Source organism: Streptomyces sp. MB09-01 (assembly GCF_033794505.1).
In the GTDB taxonomy this organism is placed as follows: domain Bacteria; phylum Actinomycetota; class Actinomycetes; order Streptomycetales; family Streptomycetaceae; genus Streptomyces.
On the sequence record NZ_JARAYQ010000156.1, the window covers coordinates 1 to 20,550 of the forward strand.

21 protein-coding genes and 1 pseudogene are annotated in these 20,550 nt (G+C 70.1%); 10 read left to right on the top strand and 12 right to left on the bottom strand.

Annotation, left to right across the window (positions count from 1 at the left end; all coding sequences use genetic code 11):
• Positions 1-29: 29 nt before the first annotated feature.
• Positions 30-857 (bottom strand): hypothetical protein, encoded by an 828-nt coding sequence (locus tag PV721_RS27880; RefSeq protein WP_319728760.1) that lies wholly within the window; start codon positions 855-857, stop codon positions 30-32.
• Between the two features lie 265 nt (positions 858-1,122).
• On the opposite strand from PV721_RS27880, the gene PV721_RS27885 reads away from it, so the two are divergent.
• The 5 genes from PV721_RS27885 to PV721_RS27905 all read left to right on the top strand — a co-directional run bounded on the left by PV721_RS27885 (position 1,123) and on the right by PV721_RS27905 (position 4,735).
• Entirely contained in the window at positions 1,123-2,082 is a 960-nt protein-coding gene (locus PV721_RS27885) for an MBL fold metallo-hydrolase (RefSeq protein WP_319728762.1), read from the top strand.
• A gap of 304 nt (positions 2,083-2,386) precedes the next feature.
• Positions 2,387-2,728 (top strand): DUF5713 family protein, encoded by a 342-nt coding sequence (locus PV721_RS27890; RefSeq protein WP_319728764.1) that lies wholly within the window; start codon positions 2,387-2,389, stop codon positions 2,726-2,728.
• Between the two features lie 110 nt (positions 2,729-2,838).
• Entirely contained in the window at positions 2,839-3,144 is a 306-nt protein-coding gene (locus PV721_RS27895; RefSeq protein WP_319728766.1) for a hypothetical protein, read from the top strand.
• A gap of 351 nt (positions 3,145-3,495) precedes the next feature.
• Positions 3,496-4,116, top strand: coding sequence for a hypothetical protein (locus tag PV721_RS27900; protein WP_319728768.1), 621 nt, complete (start codon positions 3,496-3,498; stop codon positions 4,114-4,116).
• Positions 4,117-4,444: 328 nt separating this feature from the next.
• The gene (locus tag PV721_RS27905; protein ID WP_319728770.1) at positions 4,445-4,735 is read left to right on the top strand and encodes a hypothetical protein; all 291 of its coding nucleotides are present in this window, start codon (positions 4,445-4,447) and stop codon (positions 4,733-4,735) included.
• Between the two features lie 50 nt (positions 4,736-4,785).
• Here PV721_RS27905 and PV721_RS27910 read toward each other — a convergent pair whose 3' ends face one another.
• The 3 genes from PV721_RS27910 to PV721_RS27920 form a co-directional block, all read right to left on the bottom strand.
• Positions 4,786-5,874, bottom strand: coding sequence for a tetratricopeptide repeat protein (locus PV721_RS27910; RefSeq protein WP_319728772.1), 1,089 nt, complete (start codon positions 5,872-5,874; stop codon positions 4,786-4,788).
• The gene (locus tag PV721_RS27915) at positions 5,871-7,223 is read right to left on the bottom strand and encodes an AAA family ATPase (RefSeq protein ID WP_319728775.1); all 1,353 of its coding nucleotides are present in this window, start codon (positions 7,221-7,223) and stop codon (positions 5,871-5,873) included. The genes PV721_RS27910 and PV721_RS27915 overlap by 4 nt, the downstream gene beginning before the upstream one ends.
• Positions 7,224-7,546: 323 nt before the next feature.
• Positions 7,547-8,647, bottom strand: coding sequence for an alpha/beta hydrolase (locus PV721_RS27920; RefSeq protein WP_319728777.1), 1,101 nt, complete (start codon positions 8,645-8,647; stop codon positions 7,547-7,549).
• A gap of 420 nt (positions 8,648-9,067) precedes the next feature.
• On the opposite strand from PV721_RS27920, the gene PV721_RS27925 reads away from it, so the two are divergent.
• Positions 9,068-9,532 (top strand): hypothetical protein, encoded by a 465-nt coding sequence (locus PV721_RS27925; RefSeq protein WP_319728780.1) that lies wholly within the window; start codon positions 9,068-9,070, stop codon positions 9,530-9,532.
• Between the two features lie 179 nt (positions 9,533-9,711).
• Here the strand turns inward: PV721_RS27925 and PV721_RS27930 are convergent, their stop codons facing one another.
• The 5 genes from PV721_RS27930 to PV721_RS27950 all read right to left on the bottom strand — a co-directional run bounded on the left by PV721_RS27930 (position 9,712) and on the right by PV721_RS27950 (position 14,069).
• Positions 9,712-10,101 (bottom strand): hypothetical protein, encoded by a 390-nt coding sequence (locus tag PV721_RS27930; RefSeq protein ID WP_319728784.1) that lies wholly within the window; start codon positions 10,099-10,101, stop codon positions 9,712-9,714.
• Positions 10,102-10,298: 197 nt separating this feature from the next.
• Positions 10,299-10,889, bottom strand: a complete 591-nt coding sequence (locus PV721_RS27935; protein ID WP_319728786.1) for a hypothetical protein — start codon at positions 10,887-10,889, stop codon at positions 10,299-10,301.
• Positions 10,886-12,694: an alpha/beta hydrolase gene (locus PV721_RS27940; RefSeq protein WP_319728788.1), complete on the bottom strand. Its 1,809-nt coding sequence runs from the start codon at positions 12,692-12,694 to the stop codon at positions 10,886-10,888. The genes PV721_RS27935 and PV721_RS27940 overlap by 4 nt, the downstream gene beginning before the upstream one ends.
• On the bottom strand, positions 12,691-13,122 hold the full coding sequence (locus tag PV721_RS27945) for a hypothetical protein (RefSeq protein ID WP_319728789.1): 432 nt from the start codon (positions 13,120-13,122) through the stop codon (positions 12,691-12,693). The genes PV721_RS27940 and PV721_RS27945 overlap by 4 nt, the downstream gene beginning before the upstream one ends.
• A 602-nt stretch (positions 13,123-13,724) precedes the next feature.
• The gene (locus PV721_RS27950) at positions 13,725-14,069 is read right to left on the bottom strand and encodes a hypothetical protein (protein ID WP_319728791.1); all 345 of its coding nucleotides are present in this window, start codon (positions 14,067-14,069) and stop codon (positions 13,725-13,727) included.
• A 439-nt stretch (positions 14,070-14,508) separates the two neighbouring features.
• Here PV721_RS27950 and PV721_RS27955 point away from each other — a divergent pair, with 439 nt between their 5' ends.
• On the top strand, positions 14,509-16,353 hold the full coding sequence (locus PV721_RS27955) for a hypothetical protein (RefSeq protein ID WP_319728793.1): 1,845 nt from the start codon (positions 14,509-14,511) through the stop codon (positions 16,351-16,353).
• Between the two features lie 392 nt (positions 16,354-16,745).
• Complete coding sequence (locus PV721_RS27960) at positions 16,746-17,324, top strand: maltokinase N-terminal cap-like domain-containing protein (protein ID WP_319728795.1); 579 nt, start codon at positions 16,746-16,748, stop codon at positions 17,322-17,324.
• Positions 17,325-17,353: 29 nt separating this feature from the next.
• Here the strand turns inward: PV721_RS27960 and PV721_RS27965 are convergent.
• Positions 17,354-17,650, bottom strand: a pseudogene (locus PV721_RS27965) (transposase); the annotation flags it as partial.
• A 310-nt stretch (positions 17,651-17,960) separates the two neighbouring features.
• Here PV721_RS27965 and PV721_RS27970 point away from each other — a divergent pair.
• Complete coding sequence (locus tag PV721_RS27970) at positions 17,961-18,104, top strand: hypothetical protein (protein WP_319728798.1); 144 nt, start codon at positions 17,961-17,963, stop codon at positions 18,102-18,104.
• A gap of 161 nt (positions 18,105-18,265) precedes the next feature.
• Here the strand turns inward: PV721_RS27970 and PV721_RS27975 are convergent, their stop codons facing one another.
• Positions 18,266-18,922 carry a hypothetical protein gene (locus PV721_RS27975; protein WP_319728800.1) on the bottom strand — a complete coding sequence of 219 codons (657 nt, stop codon included), beginning with the start codon at positions 18,920-18,922 and terminating at the stop codon, positions 18,266-18,268.
• Positions 18,923-19,001: 79 nt separating this feature from the next.
• Complete coding sequence (locus PV721_RS27980; protein ID WP_319728802.1) at positions 19,002-19,403, bottom strand: hypothetical protein; 402 nt, start codon at positions 19,401-19,403, stop codon at positions 19,002-19,004.
• A gap of 247 nt (positions 19,404-19,650) precedes the next feature.
• Here PV721_RS27980 and PV721_RS27985 point away from each other — a divergent pair, with 247 nt between their 5' ends.
• The gene (locus PV721_RS27985; protein WP_319728804.1) at positions 19,651-19,875 is read left to right on the top strand and encodes a hypothetical protein; all 225 of its coding nucleotides are present in this window, start codon (positions 19,651-19,653) and stop codon (positions 19,873-19,875) included.
• Positions 19,876-20,550 lie beyond the last annotated feature (675 nt).

Genomic DNA, 20,550 nt, shown 5'->3' on the forward strand with positions numbered 1-20,550 from the left:
GAGGGGAGGGGACGCCTGTCACGAGTGACCTAGCGTCCGCCCAGGGTGGCGCGGACCGTGGCGGCCGCGGCCGCCGTTGCCGAATCGGCGTACGCCGCTATCGACGGTGCGTTCGACCGAGCCTCGGCGAAGAGGCGCCGACCCTGCTCGGGCGTCGGGAACGGAGTCAGCCCCTTGCGCAGGTTCTGCTTGGTCTTGGAGTCGTACACCCCCTGCTCGCGCAGGGGCGGGTACAGCACGCGCTTGTCGCGATCGACCCGTTCGGCGGCGGTGTGCGCGGTCCGCAGGTGCCGGTGCAGGGTGGTCCACAGCGCGGCGTCGTACACGCCGCGCCCGCCGTCTGCCTCGGCGGCGGCCAACCATGCGGTATCGAGCTCCTTGAGCGCGAGCGACACGGCTTCCAGCCGACACGGGCCCGGGGCGTCCGGCACCGGCTCGGTGTCGGGGTCGAAGTTCATGCCCTGGTCATTGGCGGGGCTCTGCGGACCCGGCGACACCAGCAGCGGCAGGTTCCACAGCAGGCGGTGCGGGTTGGGGCTGCCGCCGGGCCCCGCCATGGCCACGGCCTCGGCGACGTCCTCGCCGGCCACGGCCCAGCAGGGATACCAGAACGCCCGCGCTGCCCCTTGGAGCTGCGAGTTCTTCGAGTTCCAGGCGGGGGTGACCTGTTCGGCGATCGAGCTGAGGCGCTCCTTGGAAAACTTGTGGTGCAGTGCGCCGGTCTTCCACTCGGCGGGTAACGCGTAGGCCTGCTTGCCGTCATTCAGCGGCCTGACGGCCCACTTGGGCTTGTCCGGGATCTCGCGGGCGCTGCTCGGCGGTGGCGCCGGCCTGCCGGCGGCTGGAGAGGTCGTCATGGCACTCCCTTCACGGCCCGCCGAGCGCGGACCGCGCTCATCTTCGGGCCACCGGAGAGTGGCCGTCCACCGGTTCCGGCGCATGGGGAAGGACCGGGACGACAGGCACCGCCAGGGCTGCCACTACCGCCCCGTACGCCCCGGCCGACACGCTCGGTGCCGATCCGTGAGGCATGTCGCCGCCGGGAAAACCCCGGGCCGCCCCCGCACACCGCCCGCTACGATCGGCCCCTCACCTGATCATGGCGGTCCGACGGAGGCACCGATGACCCTGGCTCCTGTGCGGACACCCGCCCACCCCGAACGGCTGGAGCGAGGACACCCGTTCCGCCAGTGGAAGACCTGGCGCATACCCGGTACCGAGCTCACCCTCACCGGGTACTCGCGCGCCAACGACAAGACCTTCTTCCACATCCCGGAGCTGCGCTGCGCGCTCGACGCGGGCCTGGCGGAAGGACGACAGCCGGAGACCGTCTTCCTCACCCACACCCATCACGACCACTCCAAGGACCTCGACTACCTCGCCGCCCGGCCCGACGGTGTCGACATCCACCTGCCCGCCGCGTCGGCGCCCTACGTGGAGGCCTTCCTGCGGGCCTCCGCCGAACTGAACCACGGCCCCGCCTATGACCCCTCGCTCGCCGAGGGCTGCCGGCTGCACGGGGTGAGCGGGGGCGACGAGTTCACCTTCGGACGCCGCGGCCACCACGTGCGGGTGGTGGAGTGCGTCCACAAGGTGCCGTGCGTGGGGTACGCGTTCTCGGAACCCCGCAAGGCACTGCTGCCCGAGTACGAGGAACTGCGACGCAGCCTCGCGGAGCAGGGGCGGGGTGCGGAGTTCGGCCGTATCCTCGCGCAGCGCCGCAAGGAGGGCGCAGACGTCGAACGAGAGGTACTCAAGCCGTTGTTCGCCTTCCTCGGGGACACCCACGTGAGCGTCTTCGAAGGCAACCCGTGGCTGTTCGAGTACCCGGTGATCATCACCGAGTGCACGTTCCTCGACGACGCCGAGCTGGCCCGGGCAGACCGGGTCGGACACACCGTGTGGAGCCGGTTGAAGCCCGTCGTGGAGGCCCACCCGGACACCCTCTTCGTCCTCACCCACTTCAGCTTGCGCCATTCGGACCAGCAGGTGCTCGAGTTCTTCCGCGACGAGCGGCCCGACAACGTGCTGCTGTGGGCGCACCCGGAGAGCCGACTGCCCGAACAGCACCAGCAGGGCTGACGGAGACCGGACCCGGGGCCGGCCCGCCGTGGGCCGGGGGAGAGAGACCGGCCAGCGCGTCCCGCAGCCTCCTCGCCCGATCCGTCTATTCGTACGTCTGGCGGTCGGCCCGGGCCCGGGACGAGTGCGCCTTCGGGCGCGGACGATGTCCTCGGCGACGCCATGGTGCCCCCGATCGGTCAGCTGGTGGAGCTGTGGGACCAGCTGACCGGCGCCCGCCCCCTCGTCGCCCCGATCTCGTCGCGTTGTCAGTGGTGTCCTGGATGATCGGTGCGTCAGTTCTTCTCCGGGGACAGGGAGTGCCATGCCGGTCACAAACGAGCAGGCCGCAGGGCACGCGTTTCTGCGGCAGATGTACCAGGATCCGTACTTCCCCGATCACGTCGTCGGGCAGGGCGCGGCGATCCTGCTGCAGCTGTGCGAGCGAATTGAGGCTGAGCAGCCGTCGGATCTGAAGGCCTTGTACGCGCTCACCCAGGCTGCGACGGAGGAGTTCAACCTTCTAGAGGCGGAGTTCGAGGCAGCCGGGAGTGGGATCGAGACGGCTGCGCGTGAGTGGATCGCCGAGGACTTCTGGTTTGTCGCGTCGGCATACGGATTCGCGGACGCGGATGTGGAGGAGTTGATTGCCAGCCGGGACTGGTGAGCGGGACCGGAAGGGCCCCGCGCCCAGGCCCGCCCGCGTACGCGCAGGCAGCTGGAGCGCACCTTGCCTGGTGAACCCGGGAAGCAGAGGTCGCATGGGAGCATGCCGGCATGCGCCTGATAGCCGATGGGACGACGCCGATCTTGCGGTCGGTGCTGGTTGACGAGCTGACGACGGATGACGGATACGCCTTCGAGCTGGCGGACCCGTTGCTCCTGCCGGCGGGCGACCGGATCGCCCTCGAAGGCGTCGGGCTGCTCGTCACACGCGCGGACGTAGAGCTGGTGACGCGCGCCGGCAACTGGTCCACGCGCTGCGATGTGGGTAACCGGGCAGGCTCGCACCAGTCCGGTGAGGAGGCCGACAGCCACGGGGTTTCGAATATGGACAGGGCCCTACCTGGGGATCGTCAGTAGTCGCTCAGCCGCGGCAGCCGCGACAGCCGTCACTCCCGACGAACCGTCACGCGGTCGCCGGCGTTGGTGCAGTGCCTTGGCCGAGCCCCGATTCCTGCCGGCGCTGGGCGTGTGCAAGCCGATCGAGCGAGGCTCGGCCCACCGGCGATCGAGGCGGGGTCCTGGGCTGCCGGCTCGGGTTCGGCAGCGTGGACGAAGGCGAGCAGGGCGAGCAGGTCGCGGTGGTGGGTAGAGGCACGTGCGGTCGCTGCCGGCTCCCCGGGCCCGGGGGACGGACGGCGGCAAGGGTGGCCTCTTCAGGAAGCTGCTGCAAGCATTCGTCCGGGACAGGCGGGGTCCGCCCCGTGTCCGATGGATCAAGAAGCGTTCTCAACCTTTCGACGGCGGCGGATCTCAGACACGGGTGACGTACGGCCCCCGGACCGGACCGGACCGTACCGATCCACTGATCACCGCCCCCGAAGGGACAGATCAACCGATGACGCGCGGACTGCTCGCCCTGACCCTTGCCGTCGGGCCCGCTCCGGGCCCCTGGGTCACCGAGAGTTCCCGGCCGGGAACACCCGGCTGCTCGACGTCGAGCGCATCGACGTCGACACCACCTGGACGGCGGGATTCCGCATATCCCCCGAGGGCAAGGCGCAGTCCCTCTGTCCCGTCCTGTTCGGCCGGGAGGACTCCTCGGACCGCTGGAAGCAGATACCCACCCCGCTGGACGACGTCCGGACCCGCATCAACGCGATCGGCGCCAGCCCGCAGGGCGACGCCTGGCTGGTGGGGGACGCCGACGAGGCGACGCACACGATCCGCACCGCGCACCATGACGACACCGGCTGGAAGCCTGCCCCGGCGCCCTTGCCCGAGGGCATGGTGAGCGGCGGTTTCCTCGGGGTGGCCGCCGTGGACCACGAGATGCATGGGCGGTTGGCTGGACCCAGCCCGACGGTCCGCTCCTCACCTTCCACGGACTGATCCAGCACTGGGACGGCGTAGCCTGGCGGCAGGCGACGCCGCCCGCGCTCGACACCCACGACTCGTCGCTGTGGGGCATCACGGCGATCGCCCCGGACGACGTCTGGGCCGCGGGCGTCACGGGCACGCCGGAAGGGCCCCGCCCCCTGCTGCTGCACTACGACGGCACGTCCTGGTCGCGGCAGTCCGCACGCGAACTCAACTCCCTGGCAGGAGAGTTCACCGCGATGGCGTCGAACGGGTCGAACGAGGTCTGGGCTGTCGGCCGCGTCGAGCGCGGCGCGACCGGTAGGGACCACGGCCTGGTCGCACACTTCGACGGCACCCGGTGGAGCGTGGCCGACGCCCCGTCGGACAGGGGCGGCTCCACGGCGTCAACGTCGCACGCGACACGGTCGCTGTGGTGGGCGGCGAGAACGGAACCAGGCCCATCGGGGCGCGACTGCGGTACGGCCGCTGGCAGGCGCTGCGTCTCCCGGAGGTGGGCACCCAGGGCACGGCGCCCGCCGGCGTCGTCACCACGGGCCGCGCACTCACCATCGTCGGGCTGGCCACGAACGCGCCGGCGGCCGGCGAGGACGACCCCGAGACGCTCCCCTTCTCGATCAAGGGATTCTGAGCCGGTCGCTTGTCCACCGGCCTCGAACAGCGCCTCGGCCCGGTCCGCGCTCAGGCGCGGATCGCCGCCCGCTCGAACCACACGGTGAGCAGGGTCGGCACCAGCGCGACCCAGAACAGCACCTGCGGAACCAGCCGCTCGGACCACGGCACGGTCACGATGACCACGGCGGTGAGCGTGCACCACGCCGACTGCCCGACGATCAGCTGCGCCCAGCCGACCCGCCGGACCAGCGATCGCAGGCTCAGCCGGACTCCGGCACGCATGCGGCGGTAGCGGCGCCAGGCGCCGAAGCCCCAGACGGCAGCCATCAGGGCGAGGGCGTAGAGCCGGGTGCCGAGTGGCCCCGGCAGCGTCATGGGGTCGTCGCCGGTCGGGAAGACCCGTCCGGCAAGGGCTGCGATCACCAGGCAGAGCAGCGCGAGCCAGCGGGTGCCGCGCAGCATCCGGAACACCGCCCCGTCCAGGCCCTTGCGCAGCCTGTGGGCCTGAGGGTCGGCGGCGAGCGCTGTGGCGTATGCCTCGGCTGCGGCAGGCAGTTTGGCTCCCGCGCCGGTCAGCGGCGGCGCGGCGGCCTCCCACGCGGCGTGGTCGGCCCGCTCCTCGAGCGCCCAGGCGTTCTGCGGGTCGATGCGCAGGGTTTCGAGCACGCACTGCCGCACCACGTCCGAGCGGCCGTTCATCATCGCGGCCTTCCACAGCGCGTAGCGTGCACCGATCGAGTCGGGGCCGAGCTGCACGGCGGTCGCCGCCGCGTCGAACGCCTCGGGCCAGCGCGGCTGCCACGCGCCCAAGGCCTCCGACAGGGCCACGAATCCCTGCCAGTTCTGCGGGTCGAGCCGGATGGTCTCGTGGGCCTCGGCCAGCGCCTCGTCCGGTCGGCCGAGCCGCCGCAGAGCGTACGTGCGGACGTAGTGGGCGTCGAAATCCTCCGGCGCGAGGGCCAGCGCTTCGCCCGTGGCGATGAGCGCCTCCTCGAACTCCCGGACCGACTGGTGGCAGCGGGCGAGCTGCACCCAGCCGCGTACGTCGGTCGGGTCCTCGGCGAGCCGCCGGGTGAGCAGGGTGCGGGCCTCGTCGATGCGGTCGAGCTCCATCAGGGCGGCCGCCTGGTCGACGAGCGGGTGCGGTGCGGTCACAGTTTCCGTGCCTTCTTCAGGTAGGCGAGCAACTCGTCGTACGTGCCGCCCTCGTTGGCGAACATCGCCACGTTGCGGGCGGCCGCGAACCACGGCTCGGTGGACGGCCGGATCGCCTTCGCCGCGCCCAGCAGGTCCTTCGTGTTGATCATGCGTACGGTGCCCGTGCGGGCGGAATCGAGCAGCGCCGACTCGGCCGCGCTCTCGCAGACGTGAGCGAGGTCGGCGCCGGAGAAGCCGTCGGTGGCCTTGACGAGCCTGCCCACGTCGACCGATTCGATGGGGCGTTCCCGCAGGTGGTAGCGGAGGATCGCCTCGCGGGCCGGCCCGTCGGGCGGCAGCACGAGCAGTGTGCGGTCGAGTCGGCCTGGGCGGCGCAGCGCGATGTCCACGTCCCAGGGGACGTTGGTCGCGGCGAGCACGAACACCCCGTCGTTGACGTCGCCGACGCCGTCCAGCTCGGTCAGGAGCTGGTTGACGGTGTTGCGCATGCCGTTGTGCTGGGTACGGCTGCGCTTGGCGCCGAGCGCGTCCAGCTCGTCGAGGAAGACCACGCACGGCGCCTGCCTGCGGGCGGTCTCGAACACCTCGTGCATGTTGCGCTCGGAGTTGCCGACCCACATGTCGAGCACGTCGCTGATCGACACGGAGATGAAGTTCGCGCCGAGTTCCCCGGCGACGGCCCGGGCGATGAACGTCTTGCCGCAGCCGGGCGGCCCGTAGAGGAGCAGCCCGCCGCGCAGGCTCTTGCCGTACAACTTGCTCAGTTCCGGATTGCGCATGGGCGTGAGGAAGGCGGCCTCGAGGCGGTCCTTGACCTCCTGCATCCCGCCGACGTCCGCGAGGCGCACCGAGCCGGGCGCGTCGGGCGCATCCACGTCGTACGCGCTCGCGTCCCCGGCGTCCCCACTGCCGTCGACGGCCAGCGGTGCCTCCTTCGCGTCGGGTCCCGCGACGAACCGGGGCGGGACGACGTCCCCGACCTCCTGTTCGGCCGCAGCCCAGTCGAATCTGCCGCGCTGCTGAACGGGAGCCGCCGGCGGCTCGACGGGCGCAGCCGCTTGCCCGACGGGCGCCGATGGCGGCTCGACGGGCGCCGACGGTGCCGGCCCGCCCATGGCCCGCGCCATCAGGGCCCGGGCCTGGGCATCCCCGGGTGCGTGGCTGAGCGCGAACGCCGCCTCCACGACCGCCGCATCGCTGTGCCCGGCGTCGAGCAACAACTCGGCGAGGTGCAGTCGCAGGGGTACGTCGCGGGGCGCTGCGACGACGGCCGCGCGCAGGCTGCCGATCAATGGGGACTCGGCGGCCTCGGGGCCGCTGGAGGCGTCGGGGGTTTCATCGGGCATGGCACAACCCTACGAACCCGCCGCGCGCTCGGGTGAACCAGGTCCTGTGCTTCGGGGACTGCGCCGCCGTAATCTCTGGCGGCCCTCCCACCCGTCCGGCGCCTGCCCACCGGGCTGGCCGAACCCCTCGGACCCAACTGCCATCTGAGCGTCCGGTACGTCGGTGTCATGGTCGGCCACGACCACGAGACCGGCCAGGTCGGAGGCTGGCTCTGTATTTCGTACAACCGAGCCCCACAGAACGCCCCGTGGTGTCCTCGACGTCGACGCGCGGCCTCAGTCGCCCCCGACCTGTCCCTGGACGCAGCCTTCCGAACCCGCCCCTATTGCGGCTTCGGGCCCTTCATCAGCTTGCTGAGCTCTTCCAGGGGGCCTTCCGTCATGCCTCGGACGTAGTCCCAGCCGTTGTGGTCGCCGCCCTGGATCTCGTGGATCGTGACCTTGATCGGACTCTTGCCGAACTGCTGCTGGAACTTCTCCATCCGGTCGCGGCCACCCTCCTTGGTGCCGTACTGGAAGAGGACGTTCACCTCGGGGCCCTTGCCGTTGATCAGCTTCGGAGCGAGCTTCTCGGGGTTGTTCGCGTCCATTTCCGCCTGGTGGCCCTTCCAGAGCGGGGAGTCCGGGACGATCTCGCCGCCGTTGGCGATGACGGCCCGGAAGCGGTCCGGCCTCTGCAGGAGCTGCTTGAGGCCGACGAACGCGCCGGAGGAGTTGCCCATGAAGGCCCAGCCGTCGCGGGACTTGTAGGTACGGAAGTTGGCGCGGGCGAGGTCGGGCACGTCCTCGCCGATCCAGGTGCCCATCCTGGCCTGGCCGGGGATGTCGGAGCCGTCGTAGTAGTACTTGGCGTCCGGGTTGAGGATCGGCATGACCAGGATGAACGGGAGGCTCTTGCCGGCTGCGGCGCCCTCGGCGACGGCCTTCTGGAGGCCCAGCTTCGGCATGGTGGCCCAGTAGTTGTCGGCGTTCCCGTTACCGCCGGGCAGCGCGATCATCACAGGGAAGGCGCTCTTCGCGTACTCCGGGTGGTCGTACTCCTTGGGCGTCCACACCCAGACGCTGCCCTCGAAGCCGGACTTGGCCCCCTTCACCCGGGCTTTGGATATGCGGGTGCCGTCGTCCAGCTTGACCGTCTGCTTGAAGTCGGCGAACGGACCGGCGGGGAGGGACACGTCCGGGTCCGCGCTCGGCGCGGAGGGCTGCTTCTCGCCGCCGGTTTCCTTGTCCTTGTCGCTGCCCTGGTCCGCTCCGGCAGAGGGTTTGCCGTAGCTGACGGACTCCCCGTTCCCGTCGAACCAGTCCGTCTTCCAGTGGATCAACCCGGCACCGGTGCCGGCGAGCAGGGCCACGGCCACGGCAGAGCCGATCCACACCTTCTTCCGGGATCGCCTGGGCTGCTGGGGCTGCGGGTCCTCGTGCACGAACTTTGCTCCGAACAGGGCGGCTGCCCGAGGGCGGGCAGAACGGGTGGGTCCTTCCGTTTGGATGCGTTTCTCGACCCACAAGGTTGCAAGAATATGCAATAAATGTCGTTTAGGTTTCAATTGGGTGCGTCGGCACCGCTGTCCACAGCCGCCGCAGATGCGCCTGTACTGGAGCGGAGCCGGACGGCACACTCGTCGAAGCCCAGAGCTCTGCCAACGAACGAGCTTCAGCAACTGTGATGGGGAAGGCCGCTTCTTTGCAGAAGGGTGTAACACGGGTGACGGGACTGCTCACAGCAGCATCGACCAGATCGCGTACACCTGCGACCGCCCCGCGGACACCACCCGCGAGGAGTGGCCGTGCGGCCTCACCCTGCACACGCTGACCGACCACCGACCCGAGAGGAATCACCGCCCATGTGGCCCTCGATAGTCGCCGTTCTGGGCACTCTCGCCGGCGCCCTGACCGCCGGACTGCTCCAGCAGCGCGCCGCGCGCACAGCCCGTGCCGAGCAGCGCGCCGACACTCACCGCCAAGACCAGCTCGGCGCCGTCACCGACTTCGCGGCCGCCCTGGACGCCCACCGCTCGGCAATGTTCCACCGGGAACGCCTGGCTCTCACCGACGCCGGCACCGAGCACCAGCTGGAGGCCCAGACGAAGTCGCACGACACCCGTGCCGCGATGACCGCGCCTCACGTCCGTCTCCAGGTCTTGGTCCCCGAGCTCGTCGGCCCGGCCCAGAGAGCCGCCGATGCCACGTACGCCCTGCGCAACGCCACCGGTCGCACCGAACTTGACGCGCTGCGGCGTGCGGCCAAGGAAGCGTCCACGACGTTCGTCGCAGCGGCCGCCGCCCTGCTGAATCCCCACCACCGCTGACCACCGCCACGGGTGGATCGTCGTGGGAGGAAGCGGCCGGCGGGCTGCTTCCTCTGCGGTGTCCAAGCCGGGAGCAGGGAGCCGGGCGTCCTCGCGGGGGCGGGCCCGCACGCGTCAGGCGACGGCCGTGCAGCCCGGCCCGGCTCTTGAGGTCAGGTGCAGGTCAGGTGCAGGTCAGGTCAGGCCGGCCATGAATCCGCCGTGGGCAACGCCGGAGCCCAGCAGGTGGGCCCAGTCCAGCGCCTCGGGCAGTGCGTCGAGTGAAGGACGACCGCGCCGCCTGCACGTTCGGCGTCCGCGCACCAGTCGGCCATGTCGTGAGGATCCGTGCCCCCGCCGGCCGAGTCGATGACGAGGGCCGCGAGGGCAGGGACGATGAGTCCGGCTTCGCCGGGACCATCCACCACGCACAGGGTGAGTTTGGGGACGATGGTCCACCCCTCGCACCGGGGCACCGTTCCGTCGGGTGCGGTGAGAACCGGCAGGACGTCGTGGACGGGGGCATCGGAGAGCAGAAGCACGGGGGTGGCACCCCGCACGAACAGGGTTTTCTCAGGGTTCAGAAGCACGGGGCCACTTTGGCAGGCCGAGGCGGCCGGCAGGTCGGCGGGGCCGGAGGGAAGCATCCTGCGGCACGACAGGATGGACGTGGTCGCCCCTCGATGGCACCGCGCCCCGCTGTGCGGCCGGTGTCACGGTCTCACCGCGCTCGACCCCACCCCCCTGTGATCACACGTGTGGCCATGGGCCCTCGGCCCACTTGTGGTCAGGACGAGGGGGCGACGCCCGGCGCGGGGGTCTCCGCGGACCAGAAGTCGGAGCGGACGTTGGGGGTGGGGATGTCGCCTTCGTACGTTCGGCCGTTCGCCACCTTCGTGGGCGCTGCCACCTTCGACTCGTCCACGCAGGGGGTGGTGACTTCGAAGAAGGCCTGCCCCTCGTGGCCGAAGAGGACGCTGATGCCGAAGCCGTCGGGGGACGTGGCGTAGATCGCCGGCCTGTCCTTGCTCGGATTCACCGTCTTGATCCGGTAGCCGCTCGCCTTCCAGAAGCTCTCGACCACACCGAGGAAGTTGCCGCGGCGCTGAGGGGAGATGACCGTCATCACGTTCCAGTAGCGCGTCACGTCGCAGCTGCCGGTCGTCGTCGTGTAGTGGACCCACTCGATCTCCGGCTTGATCGCCCCGACCGTCTCGTAGAGCATCGCGTCGGCGCGCTCCGCCGCTCCCTGCATGTTCATGCCTGCCACTGCCCCTTCTCCGTCCTTGGTGCCGTCCGACAGCCCGCACCCGGCGAGCAGCGCGCCGGCCACGGCAATCGTGCAGGCCAGGCGAATGGTCCGTGTGATGCGCCTCATCGATGCTTCTCCCTCACGATGTTCTCAGGATGTCCGGCCACGATCGTTGCGATGTTGTCTGCCGACACCTGGTCCTTCTCCGGAGTGAAGTACTGGGAGTGGGCGTCGAACCCTCCGCCGTCGCGGATCATCCTGGGCCCGTCGTCGACCAGGAAGCGCTGTGCCCCGAAGGCCTCGCTCGCCGGGTCCTTGCCGAAGTAGACGTCGTCGTTGCCGATGTCGAAGAGGTCACGTCCGACCGCGACTCCCACCGGTCCTCCCAGCACCCAGCCGAGCGCCGCCTCGTCCTTCGAGGGCAGGTGGGTGACCGGGTCGTTGTCGGCGGCGCCGACGAACACATGGTCCTTGCCCACGCCGAGCTCGGTCGCCTTCTGCGCGTCCACGCCGGGGCTGCCGAGCAGGATCACATCGTCGACGCCCGGGATCCCGCCGGACTGCTTGGCGGCCGTGCCCACGGTGAGCGAGCCGTAGGAATGCCCGATCGCCGTCACGTGAGGGTCATGGTTCTCGTTCGTCGCCGAGAGGCCTGCCATGAACTGGTTGTAGGCCGGGGCGCCCCGCTGCGCGTCGCCCCTCGTCATCACGTCCACGTTCTGCGGCGCGTCGTAGCCCAGCCAGATGATCGAGGCGCTGGACGGGTCCACGCGCTGGGCACCGATGGCCGTGTCCTGGGCCCGCTTCATGGTGTCCTTGACGAACTCGTCGTTGAGCTTGGTACTGAGACCGGGGACGTACGCCGAGACGTTCTTGGAGGTGTCGGGGTTGCCGTACGAGACGATCGCGCGTCCGTTGCCCTCGTCTCCGATGCCCAGAAGGAACATGGGCGGGCGACTCGGCTCGTTCAGTTTGTCCTGGATCATGTGGAGGGCGTCGAGCTTGGTCTCCGCGTCGTCGCCGCCTCGGCGTGCCAGGTCGTCGATGAGGATCGGCAGGTAGTTGCGGTTCGCCTCGTCGCGGGAGACCGCCGGGATGCCGTCCAGGCCGCCGACCAGGTCCGGTGCGATCTCCAGGTACTCCTGGCGCTGTTCGTCGGTCAGGCCGTCCCACCACTTCTTGCGCTCGGCGGGGCTCTTGTCCTCCGGGACGCCTTCGCCGAGGTACATGCCGGCGGTGGAGCGGACGTCGGAGGTGTCCCGGGAGACGTCCTTCAGCGTGGCCTCGGTGACGTCGAGGCCCTTCTCCGCCTTCAGGCCGCTGAGGGTCTTCGCGTACCGGGCGTCTGTCTCCTGCGCGGACCGTACGGCCCGGGCGACACGGTCGGCCACGTCCTGCGCCTTCGCCGCGTTCGGGTTCAGCGGCTTGAAGCCCGAGTAGCCGGGGTACAGCGGCGACTGCCCCTGCGAGCCGAGGCCGGGCGGTTCCAGCGGGAGGCGGGAGCTGCCCTGGACCTTACTGCCCGGGGCCTCCTTCTTCGCTCCGGTCAGGTCCTCTACCTCGGCTGCCGGGTAGCTGACGGAACCGTCCTCGTGGACGGTGAAGTTCAGGGCGGCGGCGTCCGCGAGGGCCTGCTTCAACTGGTTCTGGGGCTCGGCGAGATCGCTGGCGAGCCCGTTGAGCGCCGTGCGGACGAGGCCGCACTCGGTGTGCAGGTACTGGAAGTTGCGGCTGAGGCGCTGGAGCCTGCCGAGGGCCGCCTCCGCCGACTCGCTCTCCTGGGTCTCGCGGAGCTTTGCGGACATCGCGCGGTCGACCCGTACGCGGTCGGAGTCCGAGCGGTCCGAGACCTCGTGCCACTTGTCGCCCGCCTCCGTGAACTCGGCGGTCTTGAGGTCGCGCAGCAGCTGCCAGGTGAGGGTTCCGGTCATCGCTTCTCATCCGCCTTGCCGCCGCCGTCGACGCCCTTGAAGGACGTCTCGATCGCGGTCTCCGTCTCGCCCATCTCCTTGGCGACCGTCAGCAAGCTTCCCTTGAGCTGCTCGCATTCGTCCCGCACCGCCTGAAGGCGTTCCTCCCAGGACGTCAGCACGCTCTTGAGGGCCGCGACGGAGCTGAGACCGGCCGCTCCCGCCTCGACGCCCTCGTGGCCGGGGCCGAGCGCCGACCGGCTCGTCTCCGTGCTGGTGCGCAGGTCGCCGGCAGTGCCGGAGGCGCTGGTCCAGGGGCCGTTGGTGTGATTGAGGCCTCCGGACCCACCCCCGCCGGTCCCGGATTCGGGGGCTGCCGAGGCGAGCCTCATCGCGGGCCCGCCGTCGGTCGGTCCGAACAGCTCCTGCCAGCGCTCCGAATAGGACACGGCTCCCCCGGTCTTCGTCTACCTATGCGTTCCGCTTCCGCGCCGCTCCGAGAGACTAACGCAGGTCACGCACGTGTGTGCGATCGGACAAGGGATTCCGAACCGGCAGTGGCCTTGCAGGGCGTAGGGGTGCTTTCAGGCCGTGCCATCTCAGCGCCGGATGGGCAGATGGGGGGTCTCGTCGGCGAGCGTGTCCACGCGCGTCCGGGCACGGCGCCGGTAGCCCTTCCAGACGTCCGCCACGCGCGTCACCGTGTCCCCGGACCTCAGCACTACGTCGGCGCCCGCTCGGTCGCGGGTCGGTGACCACCCGCGGAAGGTCGGATGCACCTCGGCGTCGGGGCAGCCGGCCGCGCCCGGGCGGTCCGCACGCACTGACTCTGATGCGCCGAGATACCCGGCGGGTCCGGGACCGTTCGGTTCGGACCCGCCAGGTACAGGCGATCGGTTGTCAGGCGGCGTACCGACGTACTGCCGCCCCGCGTCATGTGCGGGAGACGAGCAGGTCATTCACAGTGAGAGCGCGGCGACGAGGTCCCCGGGTGGGTGCCTCGTCGCTCGCATGTGACGTGCGGCAGCGGTGTCGCGGCTGCCGAGCTGGATCAGGCCGGCTCGTGCACCCAGGTGGAGGTCTGGCCGCCGCCGACCTTGGCCCGCCAGGAGAGGGAGATTCCGTCACGGATGCCGGTCTCGTTGGCGTACACGTCGCGCCAGGTCCCGTTGCCGTTGTGGTTTCCGAACGTCTTCGAGACTCCGGCGACGACGACCTCCACGTACGCGGTACGGCCGTCAGCCTCCGTGTCGCCGATGCCGAACATGTTCCGGGCCGGGTCGTAGTACACGTAGGCACCCTTGATGATGCGGGTGTCGGCGCTGGCCGAGGTCGCGACGGTCACCACGGTGACTGCGGCTGTGGCGACGGCGAGCAGAGCTAGCTTCTTTCGCATGTGTTCGTCTCTTTCGGCTGAGTTCCAGTGGTCCGGCAGGTGGTCTCCGCCGGTGTTCCCAGCTTTCGGACGGCTCGATTGTCCGTCCACAAAAGGCGGGGAACTCCCAGTTCAGCCGCGGACAATCGGCATTGTCCGGCGGACAGGGAGAGATTCATTGCTGTTTCGGTCGCTCTCCCTCGACGGATGAGCCGTGTGCAATCGGGCCATGGAACGTCAAGTTGTCCGACAACTGCTGGAAATCCCGGAGCAGCACCTGATCTGCTGGGACATCGACCGGAAAAGGGCGGACGGAATCCCGGGCGCCCTGCGGCATGGAGGGGCTTCACGGATGGGCAGGGCAGGGCGTCTGCAAAGTGAACCGAAAGGGGAGACCGTCCAGGCAAATGCACTGGCGGTGTTCCTGCGGAGCATGACGGAGGGACGTACGGTCCGGGAGTTGGCGAAGACGTATGGGGCGGGAAAGACCAGTTGGAGCGACTACCGCTCGGGATCGAAGATCATCCCCTTGGATCTCCTGAAACGGGTGATATTCGGCCGGGTCCGTGACGACAGGGGCCGCTCCGAATTGTGGACCCGCGCGAGGGGACTGCATGCCGCCGCCTGTGCGGCCGAGGAGGGCAGGGCGGGATCGGACGGCGGGAGGAAGGGCGCTCCGGAGACGTGGGAGATGCTCCAGCGCGCCCAGCGCCAGGCCGACGCCGAACTCGCCCAGTCCGAGGAGGCGTTACGCACCCTCCTGGGGTTGACCGTCAGGCTGCAGAAGGAACTCGACGACGCCCTCGCCCAGGCCGAGAGCGGGCCAGCCGTCAGCGCAGGACCCGCGCCGGAGGCGCCCCCGCACAAGGAGCGGCGGGGGGACGGGGCGTCCGCAGACCGTGATGCTCACGTGCCGGGGACGGAGCTCGTCCTCTGGACACCGGGTCCTCCCGCCCTGCGCGGCCTGGGGGACGCCGTGGTACGGATCGGCGCCGAGGCAGAGGTCCGCATGCGGCAGATCAGCTGCCTGCGCGACGAGGTCCGACACCTCAGGGAGCCGTGTCCCACGCCTGTCAGTGGGGGCCTGGTGCGGCGGGAAGCCCACGTACCGGCGGGCTGGGAGCCCAGTAAGCTGCCGGCCCTCCCGCTGCGCTCCCGCATCCTCCGAGGCGCCCGCGATCCGCGACGGCTGCGGCGGGTGCTGCTGCTCACCGCGATCGTCCTGGCCCTCTCCGTACCTGCCACCTCCCTGGAGCAGCTCCGGCACTGGGCCTCGCCCTCCGTGGCCGAGCCGGTGACCACCTTCCTTCCCGAAGCCGGCTCTTGGCAGCCCTCGGCGGGTTCCCCGCCCGCGGCCGGACCTCCGGCGCCGGGGAGCGCACCGCCGCAGGGCTCTGCAGGCAACACCACCTCCCCACCGGCCTCCGCGTCCCCCTTTGCCGCGCCGTCCCCGTCCTCCTCCCCGGGCGTGCCGGGCCCCGGAGCGTCGAACGCGGCGCAGACCTCCCCCGGTGGGCCCGTCGACGTACCGGCCCCGACCGGCAGCGGCGTCTACGCGATAACGGAGGACGGCTCAGAGGTCGTCCAGTGGAGCGGCACCGACTGGGTGGGGATCGGCGGCCCGGCGGCAGAGCTCTACGCCGGCCCGGCCGGGGTTTTCGCCACCGACCCCGGGACCGGCGACCTGCGCGGCTACAGCGGCAAACCCGGCCGCTGGAGCACCGTCAGCGGCCGCGCGGCCGACTTCGCGATCAGCGGCCGGGACCTGTACCGGCTGGCCCAGGACCGCAGTGCCGTCCACCGATGGGACCGGGGCCGGGCCACCTGGACTCGGGTCGGAGGACCGGCGGGACGTCTCTACGGCGGGGGAGCCGGACTGTTCGCCACCGACCCGGTGGACGGCCGGATCTTCGCGTACGGGGGGAAGGGTGAAGCCTGGTCGTACGCGGGGACCGCGGGCGCCGACTTCGTCGTGACCGACCAGCATCTGTACGGGCTCAACCCCGATCGGAGCGCGGTGTTCCGATGGAGCGGCGAAGCGGGCGTGTGGAGCGCGGTCGGCGGGCCGGCGGCTGCCTTGTACGCGAGCTCCTCGGAGCTGTACGCCGCCAACGGGGCCGACAGCGGCATGTGGCGCTACCGTGCGGGCGCCTGGACCCGCGTCGGAGAGGCGGGAACGGCATTTGGCGCGCGCGGCGAGCGCCTGTACCGCCTGGACAAGGACCGCTCGGCGGTCTGGGAGCGGAACGGCGCGGCCTGGCAACGGATCGGCGGCCCCGTCCGCGCACTGGTCGTCGCCGGCTGACGCGGGCTCCGCGGCCGACGCCCGCGACGAGGTCGTCGTACTTCTGGAGGAAGCACTCCCCGCCCCGCCACGGCGTCGGCGCTGCGGACACATGGACGTATGGACACATGGATGTACGGACGTGTGGACGCATTAGAAGTCGCGCAGATAGGCCCCCTGGGGAGGACCGGAACTGTCAGTAGCGGCAGCGGTGATATGGCAGGGGGTTGCGGTCGGAGAACCAGAGTTCCTACAGGTCGGGAACGTGGCTGTCAGAGGTCACAAGGACAACGCCGAAGCCCTGGGAGGTCTACGAGGCCACTCGCTGCCGCTCGGGAAGCACAGCCGTTTCCTATAGGTTCGATCACATCCCGTTGGAGGACGGACCCAGACCTACGCGTGAGGAAGCTCGCATGGCATCCATCCACCGCACCACCATGACGCCCACCAAGCTGGAGCTGCTCACCGGCTGGCTGCCGAAGCAGAGCTGGTACGTGGGCGACGCAGAAACGCCGGAACTGGTTAAGACCGGTGGGTTCCGTTTGGACGATCCGGAGGGCGCGGTCGGGATCGAGTTCATGGTCGTGGTGGACGCCACCGCGCAGGAGCCGGTGGCGTATCTGGTGCCGATGGGCTACCGCGGTGCGGCGCTGGAGGGCGTCCCCGGCGAGACGCTGATCGGCACCTCCGAGCATGGGGTGCTCGGCACCCGGTGGATCTACGATGGCGTCCACGACCCGGTGGTGATGGCGCAGTTGCGCGCCCTCCTGCGCGGTGAGGCGATGCCGCAGCACCAGAGCAAGAGCGACACCCCTGACCCGACCGTCACCGTGCACGGAACTGTCCCTGACGACGGGCTTGACGTTCAGGTCAACCGCGTCCTGCGGCCGACGGAGGCCGCGCAGAGGTCATACGGACGCCTCGTCGCCGGGTGGACCTGGCCAAACGGAACGGCTGCACGGGGAGTACTCGCGGCCGTCGCGCGGCGGTAACAGGTCGCGCGGATACAGTAGGCGTGTGGTCATGGTCGGCGGTTCGGGCGTTCGTCCCAGCGGTGAGTTGTCCAGGACCGCCGGATCAGGCTGCGCACGGTGATGATTGTGTCGGCGAGGTCGAAGAAGGCATCAATGACAGTGCCGCGACGCTCGTAGCACTGGGTGAGACGGTGAAAGGCGTTCTGTCAGGCGTGAGTGCGTTCGACGTGCCAACGCCGACTGGCCTGATTGGGCGCCTGCTCTCCCTTGTGCGCGATGCGTCCGTGCAGGCCGCGTTCGCTGAGCAGAGCGCGGGTGGTGTCCGAGTCGTAGCCGGCGTCCACGGGCCCCATCGGCCAGCAGGCCCTTGCAGCCGGGCGACGCGGCCCGGCTGCCGCAGCGCGACGAGGAACGCGTTAGCGTCGTCATCGGCGACGCCGCCTCGGCCGCGGACGGCGAAGAGGCGGCTCGGGGCAGCCAGGCCCACATCTGTGCCCTGGGACCGGGCAAGGACCTCGCCACCCGCACCGCCGTCCCGTCCTGGAAGCCATGGCCGCGGCCGGCGTGGAGCGTCTCGTCTGACTCTCGGCCCTCGGGTCGGGCGACACCGCCCGGCGGCGATCCCTCTTCCAGGCCACGGCGTCGAAGCTGGTGATGGGCACGCTCATGGCGGACAAGGGCATCGCCGATGAGACCATCGCCCGCAGCGACCGCGCCTGGACCATCGCCCTTCCCGTGATGTTCGGCAACGGCCGGACCACGGCCGACTACGAGACGATCCCGCTGGACGGAACCTAAGGACGCGTCGGCGGGAGGATCAGCCGTACCGACGTCGCGGACTTCCTGCTCTCCGCCGCGACCAGCGACCTATGGGTCCGCCAGCGCGTCATCCTCACGCGCTGAGCCGTCCGAGCGGCCGGATCGCGCGGGCCGGAAGAAGGGCCAGTGCACCGTCGGCACTACCGCAGGACCGGGCGGTTGGAGGCCGCGTACTCGTCCGCGATGGTGAAGACGCTGGCACATCTCGGGCACTCGGCCTTGCCGAAGAGATGCGCGATTCCGTCGGCGAGTACGCCTTCCCCATCGCGGACCGTGATCTCGTGCATCCATCGGCCGACGCCCGAGAGCTTCCCGGCGGGCGCCGCCCGCAGGTCCCGTCGGTCCACGTCGCCCAGATTCCAGTCCCGGATCGCCGAGTAGCGCCCGTAGTCGCCGATGGCGATGGTCACCTTCACGGCACAGTGAGGGCAGGCCAGGTGGTAGAAGTCGTCCGTGAAGTCCCCCAGGACGTTGGCCCAGTGGTACTCCTCCTTGACCGCGAGCAGCGCACGGAAGGTCACCAGGTAATCGGCCGGCCGTGACTGTAGGTGGCGGTCCAGGAGGGCACCGAACTCGGCGATCACGTCGGCACTGACCGCCAGCAGATCGTCACCGCCGTGGTGGCCTGCCGCGCGCTCCATGATCTCTCCAGCCAGGTGCCGTGCCTTTGCGCTACCCGATGCGAGGCGCACCAGCCGGGGCAGGGCGGCGAAGCTGGCGGGCGACACCAGGTCACGCTCGAGGACCAGCCGGTCTCCCAGCTCCCTCCACGCCTCGGTGCCGTTCTCACGTTCCACGCGTTCCAGGAGCTCGGGAACGTGATCGACGTCAAAGCGACAGTCGTACATCTGTGCCCAGTTCACCACCCAAAGAGCCTCACCGACTGCGGTCCCCACCGCAGTCGCCTTCAGCGGTCACGTCGGCGGGCCAGATGCCATGCTCGATGAAGTACGCCACGGCATGGCCGGCGACGTCGAAGGCGACAGTGTCCCGGTCGGCGTAGCTGTCGGCCTGCCCGTTCGACAGCAGATAGCCACCAGAGGAGCCTTCGCCGCGCGGATCGACGAGATGCTCACCAGGGTCGCCTTCCCCCTCCATCAACACGACCATCGCGCGTTCGCCGTTGGTGACAACGGCCAAGAGCTGCCCCTCGTCGTTCTCGAACCACGTCTCCTGGTTCGCCCAGTCCCACCGATGCCGAAGCAGATGCCGAGCTTCCTCACCGGAGTAGGCATGACCAACAGAGCCTTTCAGGCGCCAGCGGTTAGTAGTGGCCAAGGGGTGCCGCCTCGATCTCGCGTCTCCGAACAGCCAGGGTAAGTGGGCGATACCAACGCCGGGACATCGTCTGAAGTGTTCCCCATGTCCTGCACCAGGAGTCCTCGTACCGCGCCACGGCGCCGGCCGCACCTGCCTCCAGGAGTTCTGAGAGGACGTCACGGGCTTCTGCGCTCTCGCGCACGTGAACGCAACCGCGGGGTGAGCTCCGGATGCCGTGCTGGCGGGCTCGCCGCACTCTGGGTGTATGGCGGACCAGACAGAGATCGTGGTCCACCCTGTGTCGGCGCAGGGTGGGCGCAAGGTCACGGTGCACGCGCTCGGCGTGGATGCGGATCTTGGTCGGGCGTTCACGCCCGAGGACGTGTCGGAGTTCCTGCGCCGGGCCGGCCTGGAGGGTGTGGAGCTGTCCGAGGACGGGCCGATCCGGTGGGAGGGGGGCGGCCCCCAGGTGTGGACCAGCGACATCTGACGAGGCCGGGCACCAAGGAATCGGCTGCTCCCGAACCGGGCCCCGGCGCACCGCCGGATCGATGCCGTCGAACGTCACCTTGTGCGCGTTACTGCTGGTCAGAGGCTCGCCAGCGTTCTGCATGTACGGCTCGAGAACGCGCTGCAGATTCTCCTCGAGCGGGTAGTGCCCGCGAACGCCAGACCCCGGGCCCCCTCCCAGCGTTCGTCCCGATCACTCTGGACGTATCCGGGCGAGTGGGTGGCGCCCGACTCAGAGCCCGGCACGGACGGCGCCGTGACCGGGGCGGGCGCGAATCCCGTGCCTGGGAGAGAGACAAGGGCGGGGTGCTCCGGCATCCCGGTGCCCCCGACGTGACGCCGTCCTCCCTGCGGAACCGGCCCCGGTGTCCGGCGGGAGTCCGGGGCTGGTTCCACGGGTGCGCTGGGTTGAGAGTGGCGATCGCCCCCGGGCAGGGGGCCTGTCACGTGCCTGTGACAGTCGGCGGACGGCGTCGTGAAGTGCGGGGGTCAGTCTTTTAGCAGAGGGACAAACAAGACATTTCACCACCGCGATCGTCCTTCGAAACCTCCCCCTACCCCCCTTTACTGGAGTACTTCTCATGGCTCGCACCTCCCGGAAGCAGCGTTTCTCGATGTTCGCCGTCTCGGCCGTGATGGTCGGGGGAGGCGTGCT

Coding starts and splice junctions, on each gene's coding strand:
- PV721_RS27880 (WP_319728760.1), bottom strand. CDS start 857: ATGACGACCTCTCCAGCCGCCGGCAGGCCGGCGCCACCGCCGAGCAGC.
- PV721_RS27885 (WP_319728762.1), top strand. CDS start 1,123: ATGACCCTGGCTCCTGTGCGGACACCCGCCCACCCCGAACGGCTGGAG.
- PV721_RS27890 (WP_319728764.1), top strand. CDS start 2,387: ATGCCGGTCACAAACGAGCAGGCCGCAGGGCACGCGTTTCTGCGGCAG.
- PV721_RS27895 (WP_319728766.1), top strand. CDS start 2,839: ATGCGCCTGATAGCCGATGGGACGACGCCGATCTTGCGGTCGGTGCTG.
- PV721_RS27900 (WP_319728768.1), top strand. CDS start 3,496: ATGGATCAAGAAGCGTTCTCAACCTTTCGACGGCGGCGGATCTCAGAC.
- PV721_RS27915 (WP_319728775.1), bottom strand. CDS start 7,223: ATGCCCGATGAAACCCCCGACGCCTCCAGCGGCCCCGAGGCCGCCGAG.
- PV721_RS27925 (WP_319728780.1), top strand. CDS start 9,068: ATGTGGCCCTCGATAGTCGCCGTTCTGGGCACTCTCGCCGGCGCCCTG.
- PV721_RS27935 (WP_319728786.1), bottom strand. CDS start 10,889: ATGAGGCGCATCACACGGACCATTCGCCTGGCCTGCACGATTGCCGTG.
- PV721_RS27940 (WP_319728788.1), bottom strand. CDS start 12,694: ATGACCGGAACCCTCACCTGGCAGCTGCTGCGCGACCTCAAGACCGCC.
- PV721_RS27950 (WP_319728791.1), bottom strand. CDS start 14,069: ATGCGAAAGAAGCTAGCTCTGCTCGCCGTCGCCACAGCCGCAGTCACC.
- PV721_RS27960 (WP_319728795.1), top strand. CDS start 16,746: ATGGCATCCATCCACCGCACCACCATGACGCCCACCAAGCTGGAGCTG.
- PV721_RS27970 (WP_319728798.1), top strand. CDS start 17,961: ATGGGCACGCTCATGGCGGACAAGGGCATCGCCGATGAGACCATCGCC.
- PV721_RS27985 (WP_319728804.1), top strand. CDS start 19,651: ATGGCGGACCAGACAGAGATCGTGGTCCACCCTGTGTCGGCGCAGGGT.